This is a genomic window from Microcella sp. (genome assembly GCF_019739195.1).
GTDB lineage: Bacteria > Actinomycetota > Actinomycetes > Actinomycetales > Microbacteriaceae > Microcella.
Window position 1 is genome coordinate 723,712 of the sequence record NZ_JAHHDS010000003.1, and the last position, 21,216, is coordinate 744,927.

The following is a 21,216-nucleotide window of genomic DNA, read 5'->3' on the forward strand; positions in this document are numbered from 1 at the left end:
GCTGCGCGTCGTGGTCGGTGCCGATGTGGCGCTCGGCGAAGGGGATGCTCACGTGAGTCTCTTCTCGGTGAATCGGTCGGGCGGTGCGGGTCGGTGCAGCCGTGCGGCGTGCGGTGGGTCAGCCGCCGATGAGGGCGCGGTACTCGTCGGCGCTCAGCAGTGCGGGCGTGCCGCTGACGCGCACCTTGACGAGCCAGCCGTCGCCGTAGGGGTCGGCGTTGATCGTCTCAGGCGCGGAAGCGACGGCGTCGTTGGCCTCAACGACCTCGCCGTCGAGCGGCGCGTAGAGCTCGCCGACCGACTTGGTCGACTCGACCTCGCCGACGATCGCGCCGGCGGTCATGGCCGCACCGACCTTGGGCAGGTCGACGTAGACGACGTCGCCGAGCGCGTCGGCGGCGTACTGCGTGATGCCCACCGTGGCGATATCGCCGTCGAGGCGCACCCACTCGTGCTCGGCGGTGTACTGCAGATCGTTGGGAACGCTCATGATGCGGCCTTTCGCTGATAGAAGGGAAGGGAGACGACGGTGGCGGCGACGCGCGAGCCGCGCACGTCGACCTCGAGGGCGGTGCCGGGCTCGCGCACGGCGGGGTCGACGAACGCCATCGCGACGGGGTAGCCGAGGGTCGGCGAGAGCGCTCCGCTCGTGACGAGCCCGACCTCGGTGTCGCCGAGCATGACGGGGTAGTCGGCTCGGGGCGCGCGGCGCCCCTCGGTGGTGAGCCCGACGAGCACCCGCGCATCCGTCGACGGCCCGGCCTCGATGGAGGCCTTGCCGACGAAGCGCGGCTTGTCGGTCACGACCACGCGCCCCAGGCCCGCTTGCGAGGGCTGGATGCTGAGCCCGAGCTCGTGCCCGTAGAGCGGCATGCCGGCCTCGAGCCGCAGGGTGTCGCGCGCCGCGAGGCCGCACGGCACGAGGCCGAGGGGCTCGCCGGCCGCGAGCAACGCGCGCCACAGCGCAACGGCCTGCTCGGCGTCGACGTAGAGCTCGAATCCGTCTTCGCCCGTGTAGCCGGTGCGGGCGACGAGCACCGAGGTGCCCTCGAACGCCATGCCCATCGCGGCGTAGTAGCCGAGCGTGTCGAGCGTGCGACCGCGCGAGAGGTCGTCGCGCAGCTCGAGCCCGGCGGTCGCCTCGAGCACGCGGCGCGAGACCGGCCCCTGCACGGCGATGAGCGCAATGTGCTCGGTGAGGTCAGAGAGCTGCACCTCGAAGTCAGTCTGCCGTGCGACGAGCGCCTCGACGACGGCGTGCCGGTTGCTTGCGTTCGCAACCACGAGGTACTCGGCCTCGGCGCTCGCGTAGACGATGAGGTCGTCGACGATGCCGCCCTGCTCGTCGAGCAGCAGCGAGTACTTGGCCTTGAGCAGCGGCAGCGTCGACAGCCGACCGGCGAGGGCGTAGTCGAGAAACGCGCCGGCGTCGGCTCCGGTCACCGAGATCTCGGCCATGTGCGAGATGTCGAAAATGCCGGCGGCGGTGCGCACGGCGTGATGCTCAGCGAGGTCAGAGCTGTAGCGCACGGGCATCTGCCAGCCGCCGAAGTCGGTGAACGCGGCGCCGAGCGCGACGTGCTCGGCGTGCAGCGGCGAGTGCTGCAGCGGGGCGACGGCAAAGGGTTCTGACACGGAGTTCTCCTGACGCGGATGGCCGGTGGAACTCCCCCTCTGTCATGGTGCCTGAGAGTTTCGCGCCGGTGATCGAGATCACTGGGGCTTTCACCGTGGGCGAGTGCGAGCATCCATCTCGATGGGGCTGGGATGCGCGCTCTACTTTTCAGAGTGGCCTGGTCGATGCGGTACAGCTACCTGAGAGATTGGCGGGGAGGCTTGCTCCTTCGGTGCCGCTGGCAGTGGTGCGCTCGCGGCTCTCCCGCATCGCGGAAACGGCCCGGTATTCAGTTGGGATGCTGCTGGCGCTCACTCTAGCCGGTCGTGCCGCCCCGGCTCATCAGGCTCGTCGTCGAATCGCGGGTCGTGCTCGTCGCCGTCATCGCTGCGCAGGTACCGCACGGCCTGCCAGACCACGACGGTGAAGGCCGTCAGCGCCATGAGGCCGAAGACAGGGGCCAGCCAGGGCTGCAGGGTGCCGTCGACGGGAATCGGGAAGGCGATGATCTCGTCCATGAGGGCAGGCTAGTCGCCCTGGCGGTTCTCGGGCTCGTCGGGAAAGGTCGGGAAGTCGTCGTCGCCCCAATCGACGGTCAGCATCTCGGCCGCAGCCTCGGTCGCCTCGATCGTGGCCGAGAGCAGTTCGGCGACGCTCGTCGACTGCAGCAGCCGCACCTGGTCGAGCGGGCCGAGAGGGGCGATGCCCGCGAGTTGCCAGGCTGCTTCGACCTTGTCGTCACTGAGCACGATGTCGGCGGGCCACTGCTGCTCGACGAATTCGCTCGCGCGGGCGATCGTGCGGCGCACCAGGTGCTCGGCCCGCTCGAAGAGAGGCTCGAGCTCGTCGTCCCAGTCGAGGGCAGGCACCTCGCGCACCTCGGCCCGGGGGTAGGGGTCGTCGTCGAGCCACGCCGTGACCTCGATGCGGCGGTCGCCCTGCGCGATGAGGCCGATGAAGCCCTCGCTCGTCTCGACCCGGGTGATCTGGGCCACAGTGCCGATCGGAAAGCGCTGCTCTCCCCCGCCGACCTCGCTGCCGCGCTCGATGAGCACGATGCCGAACTCGGGCGGCTCGTCGCCGAGAATGGTCGAGAGCATCACGATGTACCGCTCTTCGAACACCCGCAGTGCCGTCGGCATCGCGGGGAACAGCACCAACCCGAGCGGGAACATCGGCATGACGGTCATGGCATCACGATGTCACCGGTTCCTGCGGATTCCCAGACACCCGCCCTACCGGAGGCGACGTCTGTCTCCCGAGTGTGCCGAGTTCTCGCGGGTCCCCCACTCCTCGTCGAGGCGGTCACCCGACGACCGTGAACGCCTTGCTGTCAGTACTTGAGACCGAGCCATCGCGCGGCGAGAGCTCGAGCACGGTGAGCACGTAGTCTCCCGGTGCGAGATCACCGAGGTCGAGTTGCCAGTCGGCGCGTGTCGGGCAGGCCTCGGCCGCCATGGCCGATCCCTCCACGAGGCTGGCGCCGGGGCCCTCGAGCCGCCAGAGGAACGCCGCCTCGAAGACGCAGGCGACCCCTACCGCGACCACGGGAGTCATCACCGACGCCCCCTCGGTGGGCACGAGGATCTGAACCGGAGTGAGCACACCTTCGGGCGGCTCGGGCGAGATCGGGCCTGAGATGTCGACATGGCCCGCGAGCGTCTCGGAGACGGCACCGTCGATCGTGAGCTGCACGGCGCCGATCGCGGGATCGATCCCGACCGCGGTCCACACCAGTTGCGCGATCGCGATGGACTCCGCCTCGGCACCGACGTTCAGCGCGCCGACAGTGAGGTCGATCGTCAGCACGTCGCCCCCGCTCTGCGTCGAGAGCAGGGCGCTTCCGTTGCCCCAGAGATTCGCGTACTCGGGATCTGTCGGCTGCAGCTCGCCGCCGATGAGCGCCCCCAGCACCGTGTCGAGCACGGAAGCGCCCTCGGCGACGAGCACCGTGTGTGGCTCGCTGATGAGCGTGAACTCTGAGGGCTGGGAGTGGGAGAAATAGACGTCGGCGCCGATTTCCTGCACGGCCGGAGAGCTTGCGGGAGGCGAAGGCTCCGGGCTGATGCCCGGTTGGGGCCCGACGCAGCCGCCGAGCGCGACGATGGCCGCGATCGAGATGACCCGCAGGGCCGATGCGCGCATGATGCCCTCCCGTCTGACCGGATCACCCAGACGGTGCCGCTCACCGGAGCACGGTACGCCGCACCGGCCGATGGCACGAGGGCCGAAGGTCCCGAGGAGTACCCGTGAGGCCTCGAGGGGCAACTGCAACGACCTGTGGGCAATCATCCGCAGCGACGTCAGGAAGGCAACGACGTCATTGCTTCCTGCAGATTCCCCGTCAGTGTAGATACCCCTGGGGGTATACTCTCACCATGACCGCAGAAATCGTCGACCGCAGCGCCCGCCCCGTTGTCGGCGAGTGGGTCGGTGGCATCGACGTGCCGGTCGTCAACGAACGAGCGGTGCGCGCATCGGCGGGGCTGCTCTTTCTCGCCGGGTTCTCGGCCTGGTTGTACGGCGTGATCACCGGCGACCTGCAGCCGATGCGTGTGTTCGGCATCATCTTCGCCGTCGACATGTACCTGCGGCTCTTTCTCGGCACGCGATTCACCCCGACCCTGTTAATCGGCACCCTCATCACCCGCGCGCAGCGGCCCGAATGGGTCGAGGCGCGGTCGAAGAAGTTTGCGTGGGGTCTCGGGTTCGGCATGGCTATGGCCGGCTGCCTGGCCCTCGGCTGGCTCGGCTTTCCGGCCGCGATCGCACAGACGGTGTGCGGCATCTGCCTCTCCCTGCTCTATGTCGAGGCCGCCTTCGGCTACTGCCTCGGCTGCGAGCTCGCGAGGCGGTTCAGCCGCGAGAAACCCACTCTGTGTGCGGGTGACACCTGCACCTACGTGCCGCCGAAGCGCGGCGAGCACCACCACGTCTGATCACAAGGAAGCATCATGAAGACTCCCGCCCCCTGGGGTATCGCCGTTCTCACAGCCGTGTCGTCACCCGTCGGGCGGTGGGCCCGCATCATCGGCGGGCCTGCCATCATCGCTGGCAGCCTTCTGTCGGGCGGTTGGGCTCTGGCCCTGATCCCTGTCGGCATCCTCATGCTCGCCACCGGCGTGCTCAACCTCTGCCCCGCTGGATTCTTCTTGGGTCGCCCTGTCAAGGGCGATGAGCTCGTACTGTCGTTTACGCGCGTCGATGCTGTGTCGCTGAAGCGGTAGCCGCTGCGCAAGCGAGCACCGGGACGTTTGACCCTGACCGATCGGTCGGGATGCACCTAGCCTGGAAGGGCGCGCTTCGCGCATTCGTTTCGATCAAGGAGCACCATGCAGATCAGTGGCAAAGTCTTCGCCGTCACCGGCGCCGGCAACGGCATCGGGCGAGAGGTCACGCTCGGCCTCGTCACGAAGGGCGGCCGAGTCGCCGCCCTCGACCTGAGTGAAGAAGGCCTCGCCGAGACCGTGCGACTCGCGGGCGACCAGGCCGACCGCATCTCGACGCACGTCGTGAACATCACCGACCGCAAGGCCGTCGCGAAGCTTCCGGCCGCGATCATTAAGCAGCACGGTCAGGTCGACGGCCTGCTCAACATCGCGGGCATCATCCAGAAGTTCGTCAAGGTCAATGAGCTCGAGTGGGATCAGATCGAGCGCGTGATCGATGTCAACCTCTACGGCGTGCTCAACACCGTGAAGGCATTCTTGCCCGAGTTGCTGACGCGACCCGAAGCATCGATCGTCAACGTCGCGAGCATGGGCGCCTACGCGCCCGTGCCCGGCCAGTCGCTCTACGGTGCGACGAAGGCGGCTGTGGCGCAATTGTCGCGCGGTCTGCACTCTGAGCTCATGGAGACGAACGTCGCCGTGACGGGGGTGTTCCCGGGCGCGATCGGCACGAACATCGCCCAGAACTCGGGCATCATGACCGCCGCCGAGATGGAGGCGATGGCCGCTTCTGCCGCTGACGGCAAGCCACGCAAGACCACGGCACCCGCCGAAGCCGGCCGCCAGATCATCGAGGCAATCGAGAAGGGCAGCTACGAGATCTTCATCGGCGGCGATGCCCGCATCATGTCGCGGCTCTCGCGCCTCAACCCGAAGAACGCCGCAGGCCTCATCTACAAGCAGATGAAAGACCTGCTCGGCTAGTCGGAATGGCCCGCCTCGAAGGAAGGCACTGATCATGACTGAGCAGCAGCCGTACGAGTCAGTGAGCTCGCACGGCGCCTTCGAGGTGCGCCGCTACCCGGACCACATGCTCGTGCAGGTGGATGTTCGCGGCGGCGTCGCTGCGGGCGCGGGGGCCGGCTTCGGCCCCCTCTTCCAGTACATCAGCGGTGCCAATGCCGCCGGGCAGAGCATCTCGATGACGGCGCCGGTGCTGCAGCAGCAGAAGGGCACGTCGGCGCAGACGGTGAGCTTCGTGCTGCCTGCCGACATGAGCCCAGCTGGTACACCAGCGCCTCGCGACCCACGGGTGCGCACCACTGCCGTTGGCGAGCGCTTCGTCGCCGCTCGTCGGTTTTCGGGAGGCGCTCGCGCCGAGAATTTCACGGACCAGGGCGAGAAGCTCATCGCTGCTGTTCGCGCAGCCGGACTCGACCCCGTAGGTGATGTCTACTACGCACGGTTTGACCCGCCGTGGAAGCCCGGATTCCTGAGGCACAACGAAGCCCTCGTCGAGATCGCGGCTGCCGAGCCGGGAGGTGCCGGCTAGGTCTCTTGCCGCGAGGCCCGACACCGCCTGCTTCGCACCTCGTTCACCGCTGACGGTGATCGTGCGAATAGGAAGCGAGTACTTCGGGGATCGACCCGGCGGCGCTGCGCCGCCGACCGAGAAAGCTCTCGTGCAGGTTGTCCGCGAGGTCGCGCAGGGCCGAGTCGAGCACCTGACCCGCCTGTCGCACGGAGGCGTCGGGAGACTGTTCAGCGGCTTGGGCGAGCGACCATGCGGTCTGCAGCGCCGTCGAGAGCGAGGCACGCGGGTCGAGCTCGCGGAAGTAGTAGGTCTCGGCCGACTGCACGAAGTCGACGCGTGCGCCGGCGATCTGCGCGGCCAACGACTCGATCACCACGGCGGCCGACGGGTGCGGCGTCAACGTGAGCGAAGCGGAGAACCCCGACTCCTCGAGTTGCGAGAGACGCAGGGCGAGAGTGCGTCGTCGAGCGAGTGCACCGTGCAACTGCAAGAACCACGTGGCCGAGGCAGACAGCAGAGCGAACCCGGTGAGCGCCTCGACAGGCGCCAGAACGCGAAGCCAGGACTCTGCGGGAACGGCGTCGCCGAACCCGAGGGTCGTCAGAGTGGCCCCCGAGAAGTAGACCGCCTCGACGAGCGGCACGAGCTCAGACGGGTCGAGGTCGTTCGTGTAGGCGAAGCCCTCGGGAAAGCTCGGCAGGTAGATGAGCGCCCACCCCAACACCTGAAGAGTCGCCCAGATCGCGATCGTCACGACCACCGAGATCGGGCCCACCGCGACCCCCAGCCGACGAGCTCGCCTGGACGATCGCCAGCCGAAAGCGAAGACCAGTCGGGAGATCGTGCCCCGACCGCTGGGGTTCAGCAGCGTGTGGAAGACGTCGTATCCGCCGATGGCGACGAGGGCCGAACCGACAACGACGAAGAGCCCGTCCATGTTCGCGAGACTAGTCGCCTGACTCGCGTGCACCGAGCTCGCGTCGAGCCCGACGTCGTCCGCTGTGCAGGCCGACCTCGAACGCGGTGAAGACGACGAGTGTGAGGCCGACGAGAGGCAGTACGAACCACAGCATGACGTCGGTGAAGCCCTCGAGAGCGTCGTGTTGGGTCGACGCGAGAATCAAGTAGACCGTGTAGGCGACGTAGAGCGCGACGAACAGCGCGCCCTCCCACCGAGCGATGATGAACCCCGTGAAAGCGATCGGCAGCAGCGCGATCGCCGCGGCGAGCATGAGGGGCAGGTCGAGAGCGATCGCGGCGGCCGGCACCGGGATGCCCTGACCGAAGATGATCGCCGGCAGACCCAGCACCATGCCGATGTTGAAGATGTTGCTGCCGACGATGTTGCCGACGGCCATGTCGCGCTCACCGCGACGCACTGCGATGATCGAGGTCGCGAGCTCGGGCAGCGAGGTGCCGATCGCCACCACCGTGAGGCCGACGACCAGGCTGCTGACCCCCAGCCCGGTGGCGATGCTGACGGCACCGTCGACGAGCAGCTGTGCCCCCAGCACGAGCAGGCCGATGCCGACGACGAGCAGCACGAGTGCGAGCCAGAGCGGCACCGGCTTGCCGGGAAGAGGAATCGGAGCGGTACCAGCGCCCTCGACCCCTGCGGCAACTTCGCGTCGGCCGATGAGGATGCTCATGACCGCGTGCAGGACGAGCCCGGCGAGGAGAAGCACGCCGTCGAGAAGCCCGATCTGCCCGTCGAGGCTCACCACGACGAGCAACACCGACATGCCGACCATGACCGGCAGGTCGAACCGCACGATCTGCCGCTTGATGAGCAGCGGCAGCACGAGCGCCGAGATGCCCAGAATGAGCAGAATGTTGACGATGTTGCTGCCGACGACGTTGCCGAGGGCGAGATCGGGCTCGCCGCGTAGCACCGCCCCGACCGTGACGGCCAGTTCAGGAGCCGAGGTCGCCGCCGACACGACGACGAGGCCGACGACGAGCGGTGAGATGCCCACACGTTGAGCAAGGGTCGAGGCGCCGCGCACGAGCGCCTCGCCGCCGGCGACTAAAAGAATGAGCCCGCCGATGACGAGGGCGATGTCGAGAAGCAGCACGGCTTTAGCCTACGGTTCAGGCCTGAGTGCCGTGAGCCACTGCCGCAGCAGCCGTTCGAGCTGCTCGCGGTCGGGCTTCGACAGGGCGCCGAGCAGGGAGTGCTCGTTGGCGAGGTGGGCCTCGAAGGCGCGATCGAGCAGCTCGCGCCCTGCCGGTGTCAAGGCGATGACGCGCACGCGACCGTCATCGGGTGAGACGCTGCGCGTGACGAGCCCAGCAGCCTCGAGCCGATCGACGCGTTTCGTGAGCCCGCCCGCGGTCACCATCGTGCTGTCGGCGAGCACGCCGGGCGCACGCTCGAAAGGTTTGCCGGCGCGGCGTAGCGTGGCGAGCACGTCGAACTCGCCCGCCGTGAGGCCGAATTGGCGAAAGACCCGCTCCAGCTCGTCATCGATGGCGTCGGCCAGTCGGGCGAGCCGGCCGAAGATGCCCTGCGGGGCGACGTCGAGCTCGGGCCTTTCGCGGCGCCACTCGGCCTGGATGCGAGCGACGCGATCGGGAGCCGCGTCGTCGGGGGGCGGCGGAGGGGGTGTCATGCGGGAATAATACTTTCCACGGAAAGGTTCTGCCCGTCATGACGTCTTCCTGGCGCTGGATTCTTGTCGCGAGCATTGCCCCCGTCGCCTGGGGCTCGACCTATATCGTGACCTCGCAACTGCTGCCGGCTGACACTCCGATCTGGGGCGCCGCCCTGCGCGCCCTACCTGCCGGCCTCGTCTTGCTACTGCTCGCCCGCCGACTGCCGCGCGGCCGCTGGTGGTGGCGCTCGGCCCTACTCGGCGTGCTCAACGTCGGCGCCTTCTTCGTGCTCGTCTATCTCGCGGCCCAGCTCTTGCCCTCTGGAGTCGCGGCAATGCTCATGGCCACCTCGCCCGCCGTGATCCTGCTGCTCGCGTGGCCGCTCGCCGCCGAACGCCCAGCGGCACTCTCGTTGCTGGGTGCCGGCATCGGCTTCGCCGGTGTGGTCGTGCTGCTCGCGGGTGCGACCGGAAAGCTCGACGGGTTCGGCATCGTTGCGTCACTCTCGGCGATGCTCATGTCGTCAGTCGGCTTCGTTCTCGCCCGGCGCTGGAACGATGGCACCCCCGTGCTCGCCATGACCTCGTGGCAATTGACGCTCGGCGGCCTCGCCCTCGTACCGGTCGCGCTGATCGTAGAAGGCGCGCCGCCCGGGCTCGACGCCGGGGGCCTCGTCGGTGCCGCCTATCTCTCGCTCGTCGCCACGGCTCTCGCCTTCGCGACCTGGTTCGCGGCGCTGCAACATCTTCCCGCAGGTGCCGTCGGGCTCGTCGGTCTGCTCAACCCGGTCGCCGGGGTCGCCCTCGGCGTGCTCATCGCCGGTGAGAGCTTCACCGGCGCGCAGCTGGCGGGCATGGTCATCGTCATCGTCGGCATCGTTCTCGGGCAGCCAGCGATCGCCGCGACGATCAGCCGAGCGCGCCGCCCACGAGCTACTGCGCTCAGAGCGCGCGCGTCAGGTGCAGGAGGAACAGCCTGACGGTGCGCCCCGAGTCGCGCTCGTAGGCCCGATACTCGGGCCACTGCGACTCGAGGTGCCGCCAGACCCGGTCGCGAGCATCCCCTTCGATGACGGATGCCCGCACAGCGTAGCGCCGCCCCCGCACCGTGATCTCGGCCTCGGGGTGGGCGAGCAGGTTGTAGGTCCAGGCGGGGTGCGTCGCGGCAGCCCAGTTCGTGCCGGCGACGATCGCCCGGCCGTGGCCGTCGGCGGTGTACATGAGCACGGTGTCGCGCGGCAGGCCGCTCTTCGCTCCCGTCGTGGTGAGGATGAGTGAGGGCACGAAGATGCTGCTGAACTGCACACGGCCGCCGGTGAGGCTCGCAAGCGCGCGCTCGACGGGCGGCATGACGCGGTGAGACGCCCATCGCCAGGCGCTCGTGCGCGTGGTCGCCGACACCACCGTGCGCACGCCGCGCACGATCGGGTCGGCCTTCGGCAGGGGCCGCAGCTCGGTCATGGCCGATCTCCGAGCTCGCGCAGCAGGTGCAGTCGGAAGAGGCGTACGACCCGCCCCGACTCGCGCTCGTAGGCCCGGTACCCGGGCCACTGCGACTCGATGCGGCGCCAGGCCTGTTCGCGGGCATCCCCCTCGATGACGGATGCCCGCACCGCGTACCGCCGCCCGCGCACCGAGATCTCGGCCTCGGGGTGGGCGAGCAGGTTATAGGTCCACGCCGGGTGGTGCTCGCGCGCGAAGCTCGTGCCGGCGACGATTGCCCGACCGTCGCCGTCGGCCGTGTACATGAGCACCGATTCGCGCGGCAGGCCGCTTTTGGCACCCGTCGTCGTGAGGATCAGCGAGGGAACGAGCAGAGCGCTCAACTGCACGTTGCGACCCGTCAGTGCCGCGATCGCACGCTCGATCGGCGGCATGACGCGGGGCGCCGCCCAACGGAACGCCCTCGTACGGGTGAGCGGGGCGACGACCGCGCGCACGGCCTGGACGACGGGGTCGACCCGCCGCTCGACGATCATCGGGTCGCCTCGACCGCGGTCGGCAGGTTCTCGGCGATCCAGTCGTTCCAGACGCGCACGGTGCGCCAGCCCGCGCGCACGCGGTCGACGAGCTCGGGGCCGGTCATCCAGTCGGCGGGCGCGTGCTCGGCGGCGATGGCCAGGCGCTTGAGCCTTAGCAGCTCGATCTTCGGATGGTCGACGCTGAAGCCGCGGGGGGCGGTGGCAAGGGCATCCGTCGTCATGATCGCGAAGCCGCTCTCTGACACCTCCTCGAGCGTCGCCTCGAGGTCGCCGACGAGCCGGTTGTCGTCGACGATCTCGCGAAAGCGGGCGAGTTGCTCGCGCGCCGGCTGATAGAGCCCGCCCGCGAGCATGATGCCGTGCTGCGAGAGCTGCAGGTAGTAGGTCGCGCTCGAGTCGTCGGCCGTCACGAGCCCGAGGTGGTCTTTGTACGGCCGCTTGTCGGCGCTGAACCGCACGTCTTTGTAGGGGCGGAAGATCTTGAGCGGCCCGAACTCGCCACCGAGCGCGTCGACGAGTCGCTCAACAGGCGCCTTGACTCGATTCTCGTAGCGCTGCTTGTTGGCGAGCCACCACTCTTTGGTCTGGTTGTCGGCGAGCTCGGCGTAGAAGGCGAACGCGTCTGTGGTGATTCCAGCGCCGTCGAGCCCAGCGGTCTCGTTCTCGGTCATGGATGCTCGCTCTCGGCTCGCGCTGCGGTCAGGGTGCCCAGCGCCAGGTCGAGGCGCTCGGCGAGGTAGGCGTCGAGGGGGCGCAGGGTGTCATCGGCCGCCGTGGGCATCCAGCGCACGAGCACTTCGGCGCCGTTCGCCGTCTCGCGCAGCACGAGCGGCCCGTGCTCGGCGGCCATGGCGGTCGGGTCGTCGAGGGGCACGCGACGCGAGTCGATCACGACCGTGCTGCCCTCGGGCAGGCGCGCGTCGAGCAGCCGCTGACGCAGCTCGCGGCGAGCCCGCGCGCTCTCGGACTGGTGGCCCGGCAGCACCTGCCGGCTCGCGCGGGCGATGCGCCCGGGCTCTGCAGCGCCACCGGTCGACATGACGAGCAGCGCGCCGAGCACGAATCCTTCGCCCGTGCGCCGAAAAGTCTCGCGGCGCGGGATGAACCCGAGCGCGCGTCGCGCCGGCACGGTGTCGACGAGCACCTCGGGTGCGGCGCCGGCCGCGCGGAGGCGCTCAGCGGCCGCGGAGAGCGCGGCGCGGGCCTCGGCGAGCGCGGTGTGAGCATCCACAGGGCTATCGTGCCCTGCCCGGCTGAATGCGCGCACCTCCCCCTTTCTCGGCCAGGTCGGGTCCCCGACCGACTGCGTCGCCCCCGCGCTCGTGCGAATCGACGGCCCCGTAGAGGCAATGTGCCTGCCGAGGCATGTGCCGCGAGAGGCACACACGGCCAACAGCACATCGCCTCGGGCGCGTGTTGTCCAGCGGGCCAACACCCGATTAGCCTGCACGCAGGAGGCTCACCGCCATGGACAGACTCGCAGACCGCTCGCTCAGTGCTGCGGCGTTCACCGATGACGCAGCCCTGCCGCTGCCGGCCCGCGCGGGCACGATCATCGTCGGCGGCGGCATCATCGGCTCGAGCATCGCCCTGCACCTTGCCGAGGCGGGCGAGACCGACGTGCTGCTGCTCGAGCGCGCCGTGCTGACCAGCGGTACGACCTGGCACGCGGCAGGTCTCGTCGCGGGAGCGCGCGGAACGACGGCCATGACCGGTCTCTCGTCGTACGGGCTCGGGTTCTACGCCGACCTGCAGCGGCGCTCGGGGGTCGACGTGTCATTCGAGCGGTGCGGGTCGCTGAGCCTCGCGCGCCACCCCGGCCGCGTCGACGAGCTGCTGTACGCGCGCGATGTCGCCGTGCAGAACGGCATCGACGCTCGAATGGTCGACGCTGCCGAGGTCGCACGACTCTGGCCGATCGCGACGACCGACGGCGTGCTGGCAGGGCTGCACTTCGCGGACGACGGGCACGTGAACCCTGGCTACGCCGCGCTCGCGATGGCGAAGCTGGCGCACGAGGCCGGGGCGAGCATCCGCGAGGGCGTCACGGTCACCGCGATCCTGCACGAGGGCGGGCGCGCCACCGGTGTCGAGACCGATCAGGGCACAGTGCTCGCCGACCGCGTCGTCATCGCGGGCGGCCTGTGGAGCCGCGACCTCGCTGCCACCGCGAGTGTGCACCTGCCGCTCTATGCCGCCGAGCACGTGCACGTGCGCTCTGAGCCGATCGAGGGGGCTGTCGCGTCGCTGCCCGTGCTGCGCGACGTCGACCACAGCTACTACGTCCGTCATGAGGCCGGGCGGCTGCTCGTGGGCGCGTTCGAGCCGAACGGCATCCCGCGCGCGGTGACCGAGATCTCGACAGCGGGATTCGCGACCTTCCCCGACGATTGGGAGCACTTCGCCCCCGTGCGCACGGCAGCCGAGCGCACCGTGCCCGCGCTCGGCACCGCCGGCTACGACCGCTTCATCACCGCGCCCGAGAGCTTCACGCCCGACACGTCGTTCTTGCTCGGCGAGACAGCCGAGGTCGAGCAGCTGTTCGTCGCCGCCGGACTCAACTCGCAGGGCATCATCTACGCCCCCGGCATCGGTCGTGAGCTCGCGCGGTGGATCGTCGCCGGAACCCCGCAGTTCGACTCGGCTTCGGTCGACGTGCAGCGTTTCTCGCGTCACCAGAGCAACCGGCGGTACCTGCACGCGCGCACGACCGAGAGTCTCGGGCGGCTCTACGCTATGCACTGGCCGGGCATGCAGTCGGAGACGGCGCGCAACGTGCGGCGCACCCCCCTGCACTCCCGGCTCGCCGAGCTGGGCGCGCGCTACGGCGAGATCAACGGCGGCGAGCGTGCGAACTGGTACGGCGGGCCGACCGCGGCCGAGGGGTACAGCTACGGCAAACCCGGCTGGTTCGAGCAGGTCGCGGCCGAGCATCGAGCTGCCCGCGAGGGGGTCGCGCTGTTCGATCTGAGCCCGTTCGCGAAGTTCGAGATCGTGGGGGCGGATGCTCTCGCCGTCGTTCAGCACGCCGCCACGAACGACGTCGATGTGGCCGTGGGGCAGGCCGTCTACACACTGTTCCTCAACCGCAACGGCGGCATCGAACTCGACGGCACGGTCACCCGCCTCGCCGAAGACCGCTTCCTCGTCGTCACCCCCTCGACGAGCCACCACAAGTCGCTCTGGCTGCTGCGGCGGGCTGCGCGCGGTCACGCGGCCGTGGTGGTCGACGTGACGGCGGCGCTCGCGACGATCGGAGTGATGGGGCCGCTCAGCCGCAAGCTGCTCTCGCGGGTGTCGCCCGACGACTGGTCAGACGCCGCGCAGCCCTACACGACGGGCCGCGAGGTCGAAGTGGCCGACGGCTTCGCCTATAGCCTGCGCATCAGCTTCGTCGGCGAGCTCGGCTACGAGCTCTACCCCTCGGCCGACCTCGCCCTCAACGTCTTTGACGCGCTGTGGGAGGCGGGGCACGACCTGGGCGTGCGCCTCGCGGGCTATCACGCGCTCGACTCGCTGCGCAGCGAGAAGGGCTATCGGCATCTCGGCCACGACATCGGCGCCGCCGACGACCCCTACTCCGCGGGCCTCGGCTTCACGGTCGCGCTCGACAAGCCCGGGGGCTTCACGGGCCGCGACGCCGTCGCCGCGCTCGACCCGAAGTCACCGCGGCATCGCACGGTCTACGTCACCCTCGACGACCCCGAGCCCGTGTTCGTGCACGACGAGACGGTCTTCGCCGACGGCGTCGCGGTCGGGCGGATGACGAGCGGTGCCTATGGCCATACTCTCGGCCGTGCCGTGGGTATCGCGGCGATCGATCCGACTGTCTCGCTCGACGCGACGTTCACGGTCGAATGCAAGGGCGAGCGCGTGCCCGCGACGGTCTCTCGCCGACCGTTCTACGACCCGCGCGGCGAGCGGTTGCGCGGCTGAGGCGCGCGGTGGGCGTCAGTCGATGCCCGCGAGGCGCTCGAGCGCGGCCTGCAGAATCACCTGGGCGGGGTGGGCGATGACGTGATGGTTGAGGTAGACGCCCTCGAGCCACGTCACCACCTCGGTGGCCGGCATTCCGACGGCGTTCCAGTCGATGCCCGGCTCTGCCGCTGTGCGCGGTGCGTCGGTGCGCGGATCGAGCCAGGCGCGCGCGATACGGATGCTCGGCTCTACCCCCAGCGGATCCCAGAGCAGTTCGATGGGATGGTGATCACCGTCGATGTGCTCGTGCTCGACGCTGCCGCTGCCGAGCCACGGCAGAAGCATGAGCTCGCCCTCGAGCTCGACCTCGATGATCTCGAGTGGAACCGGCCCGGTCTCGCGTGCGAACACGCGCAGGCCTGCCGCATGCCACTCGGCAGCCTCTTCGGCATCGGCCAGCAGGTCGGGCACCACGGGTAGCGCTCGGGCCGCGAACTGCCGCGCCCACTCGAGAAGTGCGGCGGTCTGCTCGCGCTTCCACGGGCTGCGGTCGGTGTCGTCACCGCGCGCGGTGTGGAAGTGGTGCTCGACGCGGTCGTCGCTCACGTCGATGTGCAGCTGCCCGGTGGGAAAGTGCACGAACAGGCTCACGATGCCGGTCTCGTCGTCGACGTCGGCGTCGAGCTCGGGTCGCCCGAGACCGCGCGGAAGCGGCGGCAGGGTGCCGATGCCGTCGCCCAGGTCGAGCACGGCCCGGAACGTCTGGTTGGGCAGTCTCAGGGTGGGGTCGGTCACCGCAACACCCTACGGCTTGGGCCGACTGGTTTTCAGCCGAGCGGGGTTCAACCGAGCGGGGTTCAGCCGATGAGGCCGACGACGAGGCCCGCGAGGGTGAGGCCGACGATGTCGCCGCCGACTTCGATCGCCCAGACCTTGAAGCCGTCGCCGCCGAAGAGGCGGTGCGACAGCGAGCTCGCGGCGGCGAATCCGACGCCGACGAGGAGTCCGGCGAGCGCGCCGCCGAGCGGACCGAGGGGGCCCTGCACCTCAGCGACGAACCACATGACACTCGCGAGCGCGATGACCTGCACCAGCGCGCCGACGGCCGTCAGGCTGAAGAGAAGCGCAGGCCCATGCAGGCCGGGAGGGCTCTCGGGGTCGTGGCCTTTGGCGCGCATCCACGCCGGATAGAAGGTCTTGGGTCCGAACCAGATGGCGCCCGAGATGAAGTAGACGGCGAAGCCGGCGAGCACGCCGAGCCAGTTGAGCTCAAGAAGGAACATGCGCGAGACGCTACTCGCGTGCACGGGCCCGCGTCTACGGCAGCGGGCGGGGCGCGCGGGGCGACGGGCGGGATCCCGCGTCGACGCAATGTGCCGTTCGCGGCACATGCCGCCATCGGCACACACCGAGGACCCCACAATGCTCGCCGCGACCTATTGTTGACCTGTGTTCATTCGACGCATTGTGGCCCGAATCTTCTGGACGTTCAGCCGGTGGAAGCTGGTCTCCGAGCCCGCTCCCGATCGGCCCACGGTGCTGGTCGGGGCGCCGCACACGTCGAACTGGGATTTCGTGTTCATGCTCGCCATCGCGTGGCGGCTCGACATGCACTTTCGCTGGCTGGGCAAGAAGAGCCTCTTCCGCGGGTGGCGGGGGCCGATCATGCGGCGACTCGGGGGCATCCCGGTCGATCGCGAGGCACCGAGCGCTGTCGTCGGCGAGGTGCTCGAGCGCATCCGCTCGGGCGACGTATTCGGCCTCGTCGTCACCCCCGATGGCACGCGCAAGGGGCACAGCTACTGGAAGTCGGGCTTCTACCGCATCGCGCGCGAGGCAGGGCTGCCACTGACGCTCGGCTACGTCGACCGCACGACGATGACGACCGGCCTGGGGCCGACCATCGAACTGACGGGGGATGTCGCTGCCGACATGACCGTCATCCGCGCGTTCTACGCCGACAAGTCGGGCGTCGAACCCGAGCACCGCGTCGAGCCGCGCCTGCGCGAAGAGCTCGCGAGCTAAGCCGCCTCCTCGCCACGTGGGTTTTCTCCTCGAATTCTTCTTGGGAACGCTGTTCGGTTTCTTCGCCGACCTGTTCTGGTGGCTGATTCCCGACGAGATCCAGCGCCGCAACGATCGCAAGCGGCTGCTCGAGGGTGAGGTGCGATGCGCCATCCGCGCGGGGAAGGGGCGGGTGCTCAACATCGGTACCGAGTGGAGCGTCGGTATCGCTCAGGTTTCGCCTGGGTTGCTGCACTTCACACCTGCGATCGGCATCGTCGGCTCGCGCGAGGTGCGGGTGCTCGGCATCCGTGACCGCGACAGGTCGATCGCGCCGAGTCCGCTCGAGCGACCGGTCGGCGATTGGCTCGACTTCATCGTGACGACGGCAGCCGGAGAGCTCGTTGTCAGGTTTCCCCTCGAGGTGGGAGATGCCGCTGCGGTGATGGTCAGGCCGTAGTCGCCGCGAACCTCCTCCACAGCGCCAGGCACAAGCGGGCGAGGCAAGCGTGGCTTGTCACACATGTCATACACTTGCAGTGGGAGGCCATCATGCTGTCCGTGCGACTCACTGCAGAACAAGATGCGATGCTCGAGCGGCTCGCCCGTGAAACGGGGCGCAGCAAGAGCTACTACGTCAAGCGCGCTCTCGACGACTTCCTTGCCGACCGCGCCGATTACCTGCTCGCGATCGCGGCCCTCGAGCGCGAGGAGCCTCGGTACTCGGCCGCCGAGGTGAGGCGCGAACTTGGCCTCTGAGGTCGAGTACACGGCCACAGCACTTCGTCAGCTCCGGAAGCTCGACCGACCGATCGCCCGCAGAATCGTCGACTACCTCGATGAGGTGGCTCAACTCGACGACCCGCGCTCGCGCGGCAAGGCCCTCGTCGGCGATCGTGCCGGCGTGTGGCGGTACCGGGTCGGGGACTACCGCATTCTCTGCGAACTGCGGGATGCGGAGCTCGTGATCCTCGCACTCGCCGTGGGCCACCGGAGCGATGTGTACGACGCGTGAGGGAACGCCATCGAAGCGATCGCGAAGGCTCAACAGCGTCTACACGTTGAAGCGGAACTCGACCACGTCGCCGTCAATCACCAGTGTTCGGTCCGCTTGTCTGACGATCAAGCGACCGGCCTCTCGCCCGTCTGACCAACAGAACCAACGAACTCATCGATCCCAGAGCGCCAATAGAGATGAGCAGAACGTTCACTGAGAACAAGAGCCACATCGGCACTCCGTCACCCCAGCGACCGCCTCCACCCGTCAAGGCGTTCCAGTCCCCTCCGGTTGACTCCAGCGTGTGAACCAACATGAACGGAGACACCGCAAGGAGGAGCGTGAACGCAAGCCCCCACAGGATCTCGTGCGCGAGAGAGGGCTGCCGATCCTTCGATGCGATATCGGACGGCGCTTGCATTGAAACGCTACTTCTGCCCAGATGTTGCTTGGAACCGGAACTCGACCACGTCGCCGTCTTGCATGACGTAGTCCTTGCCCTCGATGCGAGCCTTGCCCTTGGATCGGGCCTCGGCGACCGAGCCGCACTCGACGAGATCGTCGAAGCCGATGACTTCGGCCTTGATGAAGCCCTTCTCGAAGTCGGTGTGGATGACGCCCGCAGCCTGGGGAGCCTTCCAGCCCTTGCCGATCGTCCAGGCGCGCGACTCTTTCGGGCCGGCCGTGAGGTAGGTCTGCAGCCCGAGGGTGTCGAAGCCGATTCGGGCGAGCTGGTTGAGCCCGCTCTCGGTCTGGCCGGTAGACGCCAAAAGTTCGGCGGCGTCGTCGGCGTCCATGCCGATCAGTTCGCTCTCGATCTTCGCGTCTAAGAACACTGCCTTGGCGGGCGCGACGAGCGCGGCGAGTTCATCCATGCGCGCAGCGTCGCCGAGCACGCCCTCGTCGACGTTGAACACGTAGATGAAGGGCTTCGCGCTGAGGAGGCCGAGCTCGCGGATCGGCGCGGCGTCGAAGCCGGCGGAAGACAGGGTGGTGCCGGCGGAGAGCAGCGTGTGAGCATCCGTCGCCGCCTGCAGCACCGAGGGGTCGAGCTTCTTGCCCTTGACCTCTTTTTCGTAGCGCGGAATCGCCTTCTCGAGCGTCTGCAGGTCGGCGAGCATGAGCTCGGTGTTGATGGTCTCCATGTCGCTGGCGGGGTCGACGGCTCCGGCGACGTGCACGACATCGCTGTCGGTGAAGGCACGCACGACCTGCGCGATCGCGTCGGACTCGCGGATGTTCGCCAAGAACTGGTTGCCGAGGCCCTCGCCCTCGCTCGCGCCCTTGACGATGCCCGCGATGTCGACGAACGACACGGCGGCGGGCAGGATGCGCTCGCTGCCGAAGATCTCGGCGAGCACCTTCAGGCGCTCATCGGGCAGTTCGACGACCCCGACGTTGGGCTCGATCGTGGCGAACGGGTAGTTCGCCGCGAGCACGTCGTTCTCGGTGAGCGCGTTGAAGAGGGTGGACTTGCCGACGTTGGGCAGGCCGACGATGCCGATAGTGAGAGCCACGGGGGTCAAGCCTACCGGCGCCGGGTGCGCGGCTAGCGTGGGGGCATGAGCCTCTTCACCCCCGCGCCCGCCGACCGCACCCGCCCCGAGCTGCGCGGAACCTTTGGCATGGCGGCGAGCACGCACTGGCTCGCGACGGCGACGGCGCAGTCGGTGCTCGAGCGGGGCGGCACCGCAGTTGACGCCGCTGTGGCCGCGGCCTTCGTGCTGCACGTCGTCGAGCCACACCTCAACGGCCCGGGCGGAGACCTGACGGCGATCGTGGCGCCCGCGGGAGAGCATCCGTTCGTGCTGGCCGGGCAGGGCGCCGCACCCGCCGCTGCGACCATCGAGCACTATCGCGGGCTCGGGCTCGACGAGGTTCCGGGGGCGGGGCCGCTCGCCGCCGCTGTGCCCGGCTCGGTCGTCGCCTGGTTGCACCTACTCGCCACGCGCGGCACCTGGGAGCTCGCCGACGTGCTCGCCCCGGCCCTCGACTATGCGCGCGACGGGCACCCCGTGCACGCGAACGTCGTGCGGACGATCACGGCGGTCGCGCCGTTGTTCGAGCAGCACTGGCCGACGTCGGCGGCGCAGTGGATGCCCTCCGGGCGCATCCCGGAGCCCGGCGACATGATCACCAACGAGCCGTGGGCGCAGCTGCTCGCGCGGCTGTCGGCCGCGGGTGAGTCGACCGGCACCCGGGAGTCGCGCGTGCACGCGGCCGTCGCGCTGTGGAACGAGGTGGTGGGTGCTGAGGTCGAAAAGTTCGTGCAGACTCCGGTGCAGCACTCGATCGGTGGCGCGCTGGCGGGCGTGCTCACGACCGCTGACCTCGACGCGTACTCTCCCGCCGAGGAGGCGCCGGCGTCGCTCACCTTCCGCGGAGTCGAGGTGCTCAAGGCCGGGCTCTGGACTCAGGGGCCCGCCCTGCTGCAGTCGCTCGCCATTCTCGACGCGGCTGCCGCGGCGCACGGAGACGACGTGCTCGACCCCTCCACGGCGCTCGGCGTGCACACGATCACCGAGGCGCTCAAGCTCGCGCTCGCCGACCGCGACGCCTGGTTCGCCGACCCCGCCGTGATCGATGACACGAATGCGCTGCTCGCCGACCTGCTGGCCCCTGCGTACGCGGCCGAGCGCGCCGCACTCATCGGCCAGACCGCATCGCGCGAGGTGCGCCCCGGCCACCCCGGCGGGCGCGAGCCGTGGATGCCACCTGTTCGCCTCGCCGGCACCGCCGCGGCCACGCTACCCGGCTCGGGCGAGCCCACGCTCGACCGCGCGGGCCGCCAGCGCGGCGACACCTGCCACCTCGATGTCGTCGACCGCCACGGCACGACGATCTCGGCGACGCCCTCGGGCGGTTGGCTGCAGTCGTCGCCGACGATCCCCTCGCTCGGCTTCTGCCTCGGCACGCGGTTGCAGATGACGTGGCTGGATGCCGACTCTCCCTCGGCGCTGAGCCCGGGCATCCGCCCCCGCAGCACGCTGTCACCGACGATGTTGATGCGCGACGGGCGTGTGGTCGAGGCGCTCGGCACTCCGGGTGGCGACCAGCAGGACCAGTGGCAGCTGCTCTACCTGCTGCGCCGCATCGTCGGCGGCTATGAGCCGCAGCAGGCGATCGACGCCCCGATGTTCCACACGGATGCGATGGTGGCGTCGTTCGAGCCGCGCACGGTGCAGCCGGCGTCGCTCACGGTCGAGTCGCGGCTCGGCGACGAGGTGATCGACGAGCTGCGGGCCCGCGGGCACGAGGTGACGGTCATGGGCCCGTGGAGCCTCGGCCGCCTCAGCTGCGTCGGCATCGAGCACGACCGCGGGTGGATGTTCGCCGCGGCCAATTCGCGCGGCAACCAGGGCTACGCCGCAGGTCGCTGAACTTCTCGAGGCTATAGGTATG

At 69.2% G+C, this 21,216-nt stretch carries 26 protein-coding genes and 2 riboswitches; of the genes, 11 read left to right on the forward strand and 15 right to left on the reverse strand.

Annotated elements, in window-relative coordinates; all coding sequences use genetic code 11:
* Positions 1–118: 118 nt before the first annotated feature.
* The 5 genes from gcvH to KL788_RS05235 form a co-directional block, all read right to left on the reverse strand.
* Positions 119–490 carry a glycine cleavage system protein GcvH gene (gene gcvH, locus KL788_RS05215; RefSeq protein WP_293169158.1) on the reverse strand — a complete coding sequence of 124 codons (372 nt, stop codon included), beginning with the start codon at positions 488–490 and terminating at the stop codon, positions 119–121.
* Positions 487–1,635 (reverse strand): glycine cleavage system aminomethyltransferase GcvT, encoded by a 1,149-nt coding sequence (gcvT, locus tag KL788_RS05220; protein WP_293169160.1) that lies wholly within the window; start codon positions 1,633–1,635, stop codon positions 487–489. The genes gcvH and gcvT overlap by 4 nt, the downstream gene beginning before the upstream one ends.
* 32 nt (positions 1,636–1,667) lie before the next feature.
* Positions 1,668–1,792: riboswitch (glycine riboswitch) on the reverse strand.
* 1 nt (position 1,793) lies between these two features.
* Positions 1,794–1,892, reverse strand: a riboswitch (glycine riboswitch).
* 34 nt (positions 1,893–1,926) lie between these two features.
* The gene (locus KL788_RS05225) at positions 1,927–2,133 is read right to left on the reverse strand and encodes a hypothetical protein (protein WP_293169162.1); all 207 of its coding nucleotides are present in this window, start codon (positions 2,131–2,133) and stop codon (positions 1,927–1,929) included.
* A gap of 9 nt (positions 2,134–2,142) precedes the next feature.
* Positions 2,143–2,805 carry an LON peptidase substrate-binding domain-containing protein gene (locus KL788_RS05230; protein WP_293169164.1) on the reverse strand — a complete coding sequence of 221 codons (663 nt, stop codon included), beginning with the start codon at positions 2,803–2,805 and terminating at the stop codon, positions 2,143–2,145.
* 115 nt (positions 2,806–2,920) lie between these two features.
* Positions 2,921–3,760 carry a Gmad2 immunoglobulin-like domain-containing protein gene (locus KL788_RS05235; RefSeq protein ID WP_293169165.1) on the reverse strand — a complete coding sequence of 280 codons (840 nt, stop codon included), beginning with the start codon at positions 3,758–3,760 and terminating at the stop codon, positions 2,921–2,923.
* A gap of 233 nt (positions 3,761–3,993) precedes the next feature.
* On the opposite strand from KL788_RS05235, the gene KL788_RS05240 reads away from it, so the two are divergent.
* From KL788_RS05240 to KL788_RS05255, 4 genes are all read left to right on the forward strand, one after another.
* A complete protein-coding gene (locus KL788_RS05240) occupies positions 3,994–4,554 on the forward strand; it encodes a DUF4395 domain-containing protein (protein WP_293169166.1) in 561 nt (186 codons plus the stop codon).
* 15 nt (positions 4,555–4,569) lie between these two features.
* A complete protein-coding gene (locus tag KL788_RS05245) occupies positions 4,570–4,842 on the forward strand; it encodes a YgaP family membrane protein (protein WP_293169167.1) in 273 nt (90 codons plus the stop codon).
* 105 nt (positions 4,843–4,947) lie between these two features.
* Positions 4,948–5,769 carry an SDR family NAD(P)-dependent oxidoreductase gene (locus KL788_RS05250; RefSeq protein WP_293169169.1) on the forward strand — a complete coding sequence of 274 codons (822 nt, stop codon included), beginning with the start codon at positions 4,948–4,950 and terminating at the stop codon, positions 5,767–5,769.
* A gap of 34 nt (positions 5,770–5,803) precedes the next feature.
* Complete coding sequence (locus KL788_RS05255) at positions 5,804–6,337, forward strand: SOUL family heme-binding protein (RefSeq protein ID WP_293169171.1); 534 nt, start codon at positions 5,804–5,806, stop codon at positions 6,335–6,337.
* Positions 6,338–6,380: 43 nt separating this feature from the next.
* On the opposite strand, the gene KL788_RS05260 is transcribed toward KL788_RS05255, so the two are convergent.
* Genes KL788_RS05260 through KL788_RS05270 form a run of 3 tightly spaced genes read right to left on the reverse strand, consistent with a single transcriptional unit; the run spans position 6,381 to position 8,931 of the window.
* On the reverse strand, positions 6,381–7,256 hold the full coding sequence (locus KL788_RS05260; RefSeq protein ID WP_293169173.1) for a potassium channel family protein: 876 nt from the start codon (positions 7,254–7,256) through the stop codon (positions 6,381–6,383).
* Positions 7,257–7,266: 10 nt separating this feature from the next.
* Positions 7,267–8,394, reverse strand: a complete 1,128-nt coding sequence (locus tag KL788_RS05265) for a calcium/sodium antiporter (RefSeq protein WP_293169175.1) — start codon at positions 8,392–8,394, stop codon at positions 7,267–7,269.
* Positions 8,395–8,403: 9 nt separating this feature from the next.
* Positions 8,404–8,931 carry a MarR family winged helix-turn-helix transcriptional regulator gene (locus KL788_RS05270; protein WP_293169177.1) on the reverse strand — a complete coding sequence of 176 codons (528 nt, stop codon included), beginning with the start codon at positions 8,929–8,931 and terminating at the stop codon, positions 8,404–8,406.
* A 38-nt stretch (positions 8,932–8,969) separates the two neighbouring features.
* On the opposite strand from KL788_RS05270, the gene KL788_RS05275 reads away from it, so the two are divergent.
* A complete protein-coding gene (locus KL788_RS05275) occupies positions 8,970–9,893 on the forward strand; it encodes a DMT family transporter (protein ID WP_293169179.1) in 924 nt (307 codons plus the stop codon).
* Here the strand turns inward: KL788_RS05275 and KL788_RS05280 are convergent.
* From KL788_RS05280 to KL788_RS05295, 4 genes are read right to left on the reverse strand one after another with little or no spacing between them, the layout of a single operon-like run.
* Positions 9,856–10,374 (reverse strand): nitroreductase family deazaflavin-dependent oxidoreductase, encoded by a 519-nt coding sequence (locus KL788_RS05280; RefSeq protein ID WP_293169181.1) that lies wholly within the window; start codon positions 10,372–10,374, stop codon positions 9,856–9,858. The two genes, KL788_RS05275 and KL788_RS05280, sit on opposite strands and share 38 nt — an antisense overlap.
* Positions 10,371–10,892 carry a nitroreductase family deazaflavin-dependent oxidoreductase gene (locus tag KL788_RS05285; protein ID WP_293169183.1) on the reverse strand — a complete coding sequence of 174 codons (522 nt, stop codon included), beginning with the start codon at positions 10,890–10,892 and terminating at the stop codon, positions 10,371–10,373. Before KL788_RS05285 ends, KL788_RS05280 begins: the two co-directional genes overlap by 4 nt.
* Entirely contained in the window at positions 10,889–11,566 is a 678-nt protein-coding gene (locus KL788_RS05290) for a DUF2461 domain-containing protein (protein ID WP_293169185.1), read from the reverse strand. The genes KL788_RS05285 and KL788_RS05290 overlap by 4 nt, the downstream gene beginning before the upstream one ends.
* A complete protein-coding gene (locus KL788_RS05295; protein WP_293169187.1) occupies positions 11,563–12,126 on the reverse strand; it encodes a hypothetical protein in 564 nt (187 codons plus the stop codon). The genes KL788_RS05290 and KL788_RS05295 overlap by 4 nt, the downstream gene beginning before the upstream one ends.
* A 236-nt stretch (positions 12,127–12,362) precedes the next feature.
* Between KL788_RS05295 and KL788_RS05300 the strand changes: the two genes are divergently transcribed.
* A complete protein-coding gene (locus KL788_RS05300; protein ID WP_293169189.1) occupies positions 12,363–14,831 on the forward strand; it encodes a GcvT family protein in 2,469 nt (822 codons plus the stop codon).
* Between the two features lie 15 nt (positions 14,832–14,846).
* Here KL788_RS05300 and KL788_RS05305 read toward each other — a convergent pair whose 3' ends face one another.
* Together KL788_RS05305 and KL788_RS05310 are read right to left on the reverse strand one after the other, a co-directional pair.
* Complete coding sequence (locus KL788_RS05305) at positions 14,847–15,608, reverse strand: hypothetical protein (RefSeq protein WP_293169190.1); 762 nt, start codon at positions 15,606–15,608, stop codon at positions 14,847–14,849.
* Between the two features lie 62 nt (positions 15,609–15,670).
* Complete coding sequence (locus KL788_RS05310; protein WP_293169192.1) at positions 15,671–16,096, reverse strand: DUF1761 domain-containing protein; 426 nt, start codon at positions 16,094–16,096, stop codon at positions 15,671–15,673.
* Positions 16,097–16,268: 172 nt separating this feature from the next.
* On the opposite strand from KL788_RS05310, the gene KL788_RS05315 reads away from it, so the two are divergent.
* The 4 genes from KL788_RS05315 (at position 16,269) to KL788_RS05330 (ending at position 17,832) form a co-directional block, all read left to right on the forward strand.
* Complete coding sequence (locus KL788_RS05315) at positions 16,269–16,838, forward strand: 1-acyl-sn-glycerol-3-phosphate acyltransferase (protein WP_293173177.1); 570 nt, start codon at positions 16,269–16,271, stop codon at positions 16,836–16,838.
* Positions 16,839–16,854: 16 nt separating this feature from the next.
* Positions 16,855–17,277: a hypothetical protein gene (locus KL788_RS05320; RefSeq protein WP_293169194.1), complete on the forward strand. Its 423-nt coding sequence runs from the start codon at positions 16,855–16,857 to the stop codon at positions 17,275–17,277.
* A 92-nt stretch (positions 17,278–17,369) separates the two neighbouring features.
* Positions 17,370–17,576 (forward strand): type II toxin-antitoxin system RelB family antitoxin, encoded by a 207-nt coding sequence (gene relB / locus KL788_RS05325; protein WP_293169196.1) that lies wholly within the window; start codon positions 17,370–17,372, stop codon positions 17,574–17,576.
* Positions 17,566–17,832: a type II toxin-antitoxin system RelE family toxin gene (locus KL788_RS05330; protein WP_293169198.1), complete on the forward strand. Its 267-nt coding sequence runs from the start codon at positions 17,566–17,568 to the stop codon at positions 17,830–17,832. The genes relB and KL788_RS05330 overlap by 11 nt, the downstream gene beginning before the upstream one ends.
* A gap of 410 nt (positions 17,833–18,242) precedes the next feature.
* Here KL788_RS05330 and ychF read toward each other — a convergent pair whose 3' ends face one another.
* Positions 18,243–19,331: a redox-regulated ATPase YchF gene (gene ychF, locus KL788_RS05335; protein ID WP_293169200.1), complete on the reverse strand. Its 1,089-nt coding sequence runs from the start codon at positions 19,329–19,331 to the stop codon at positions 18,243–18,245.
* A gap of 45 nt (positions 19,332–19,376) precedes the next feature.
* Here ychF and KL788_RS05340 point away from each other — a divergent pair, with 45 nt between their 5' ends.
* Positions 19,377–21,194 carry a gamma-glutamyltransferase family protein gene (locus tag KL788_RS05340; protein ID WP_293169202.1) on the forward strand — a complete coding sequence of 606 codons (1,818 nt, stop codon included), beginning with the start codon at positions 19,377–19,379 and terminating at the stop codon, positions 21,192–21,194.
* The last annotated feature ends 22 nt before the right edge of the window (positions 21,195–21,216 follow it).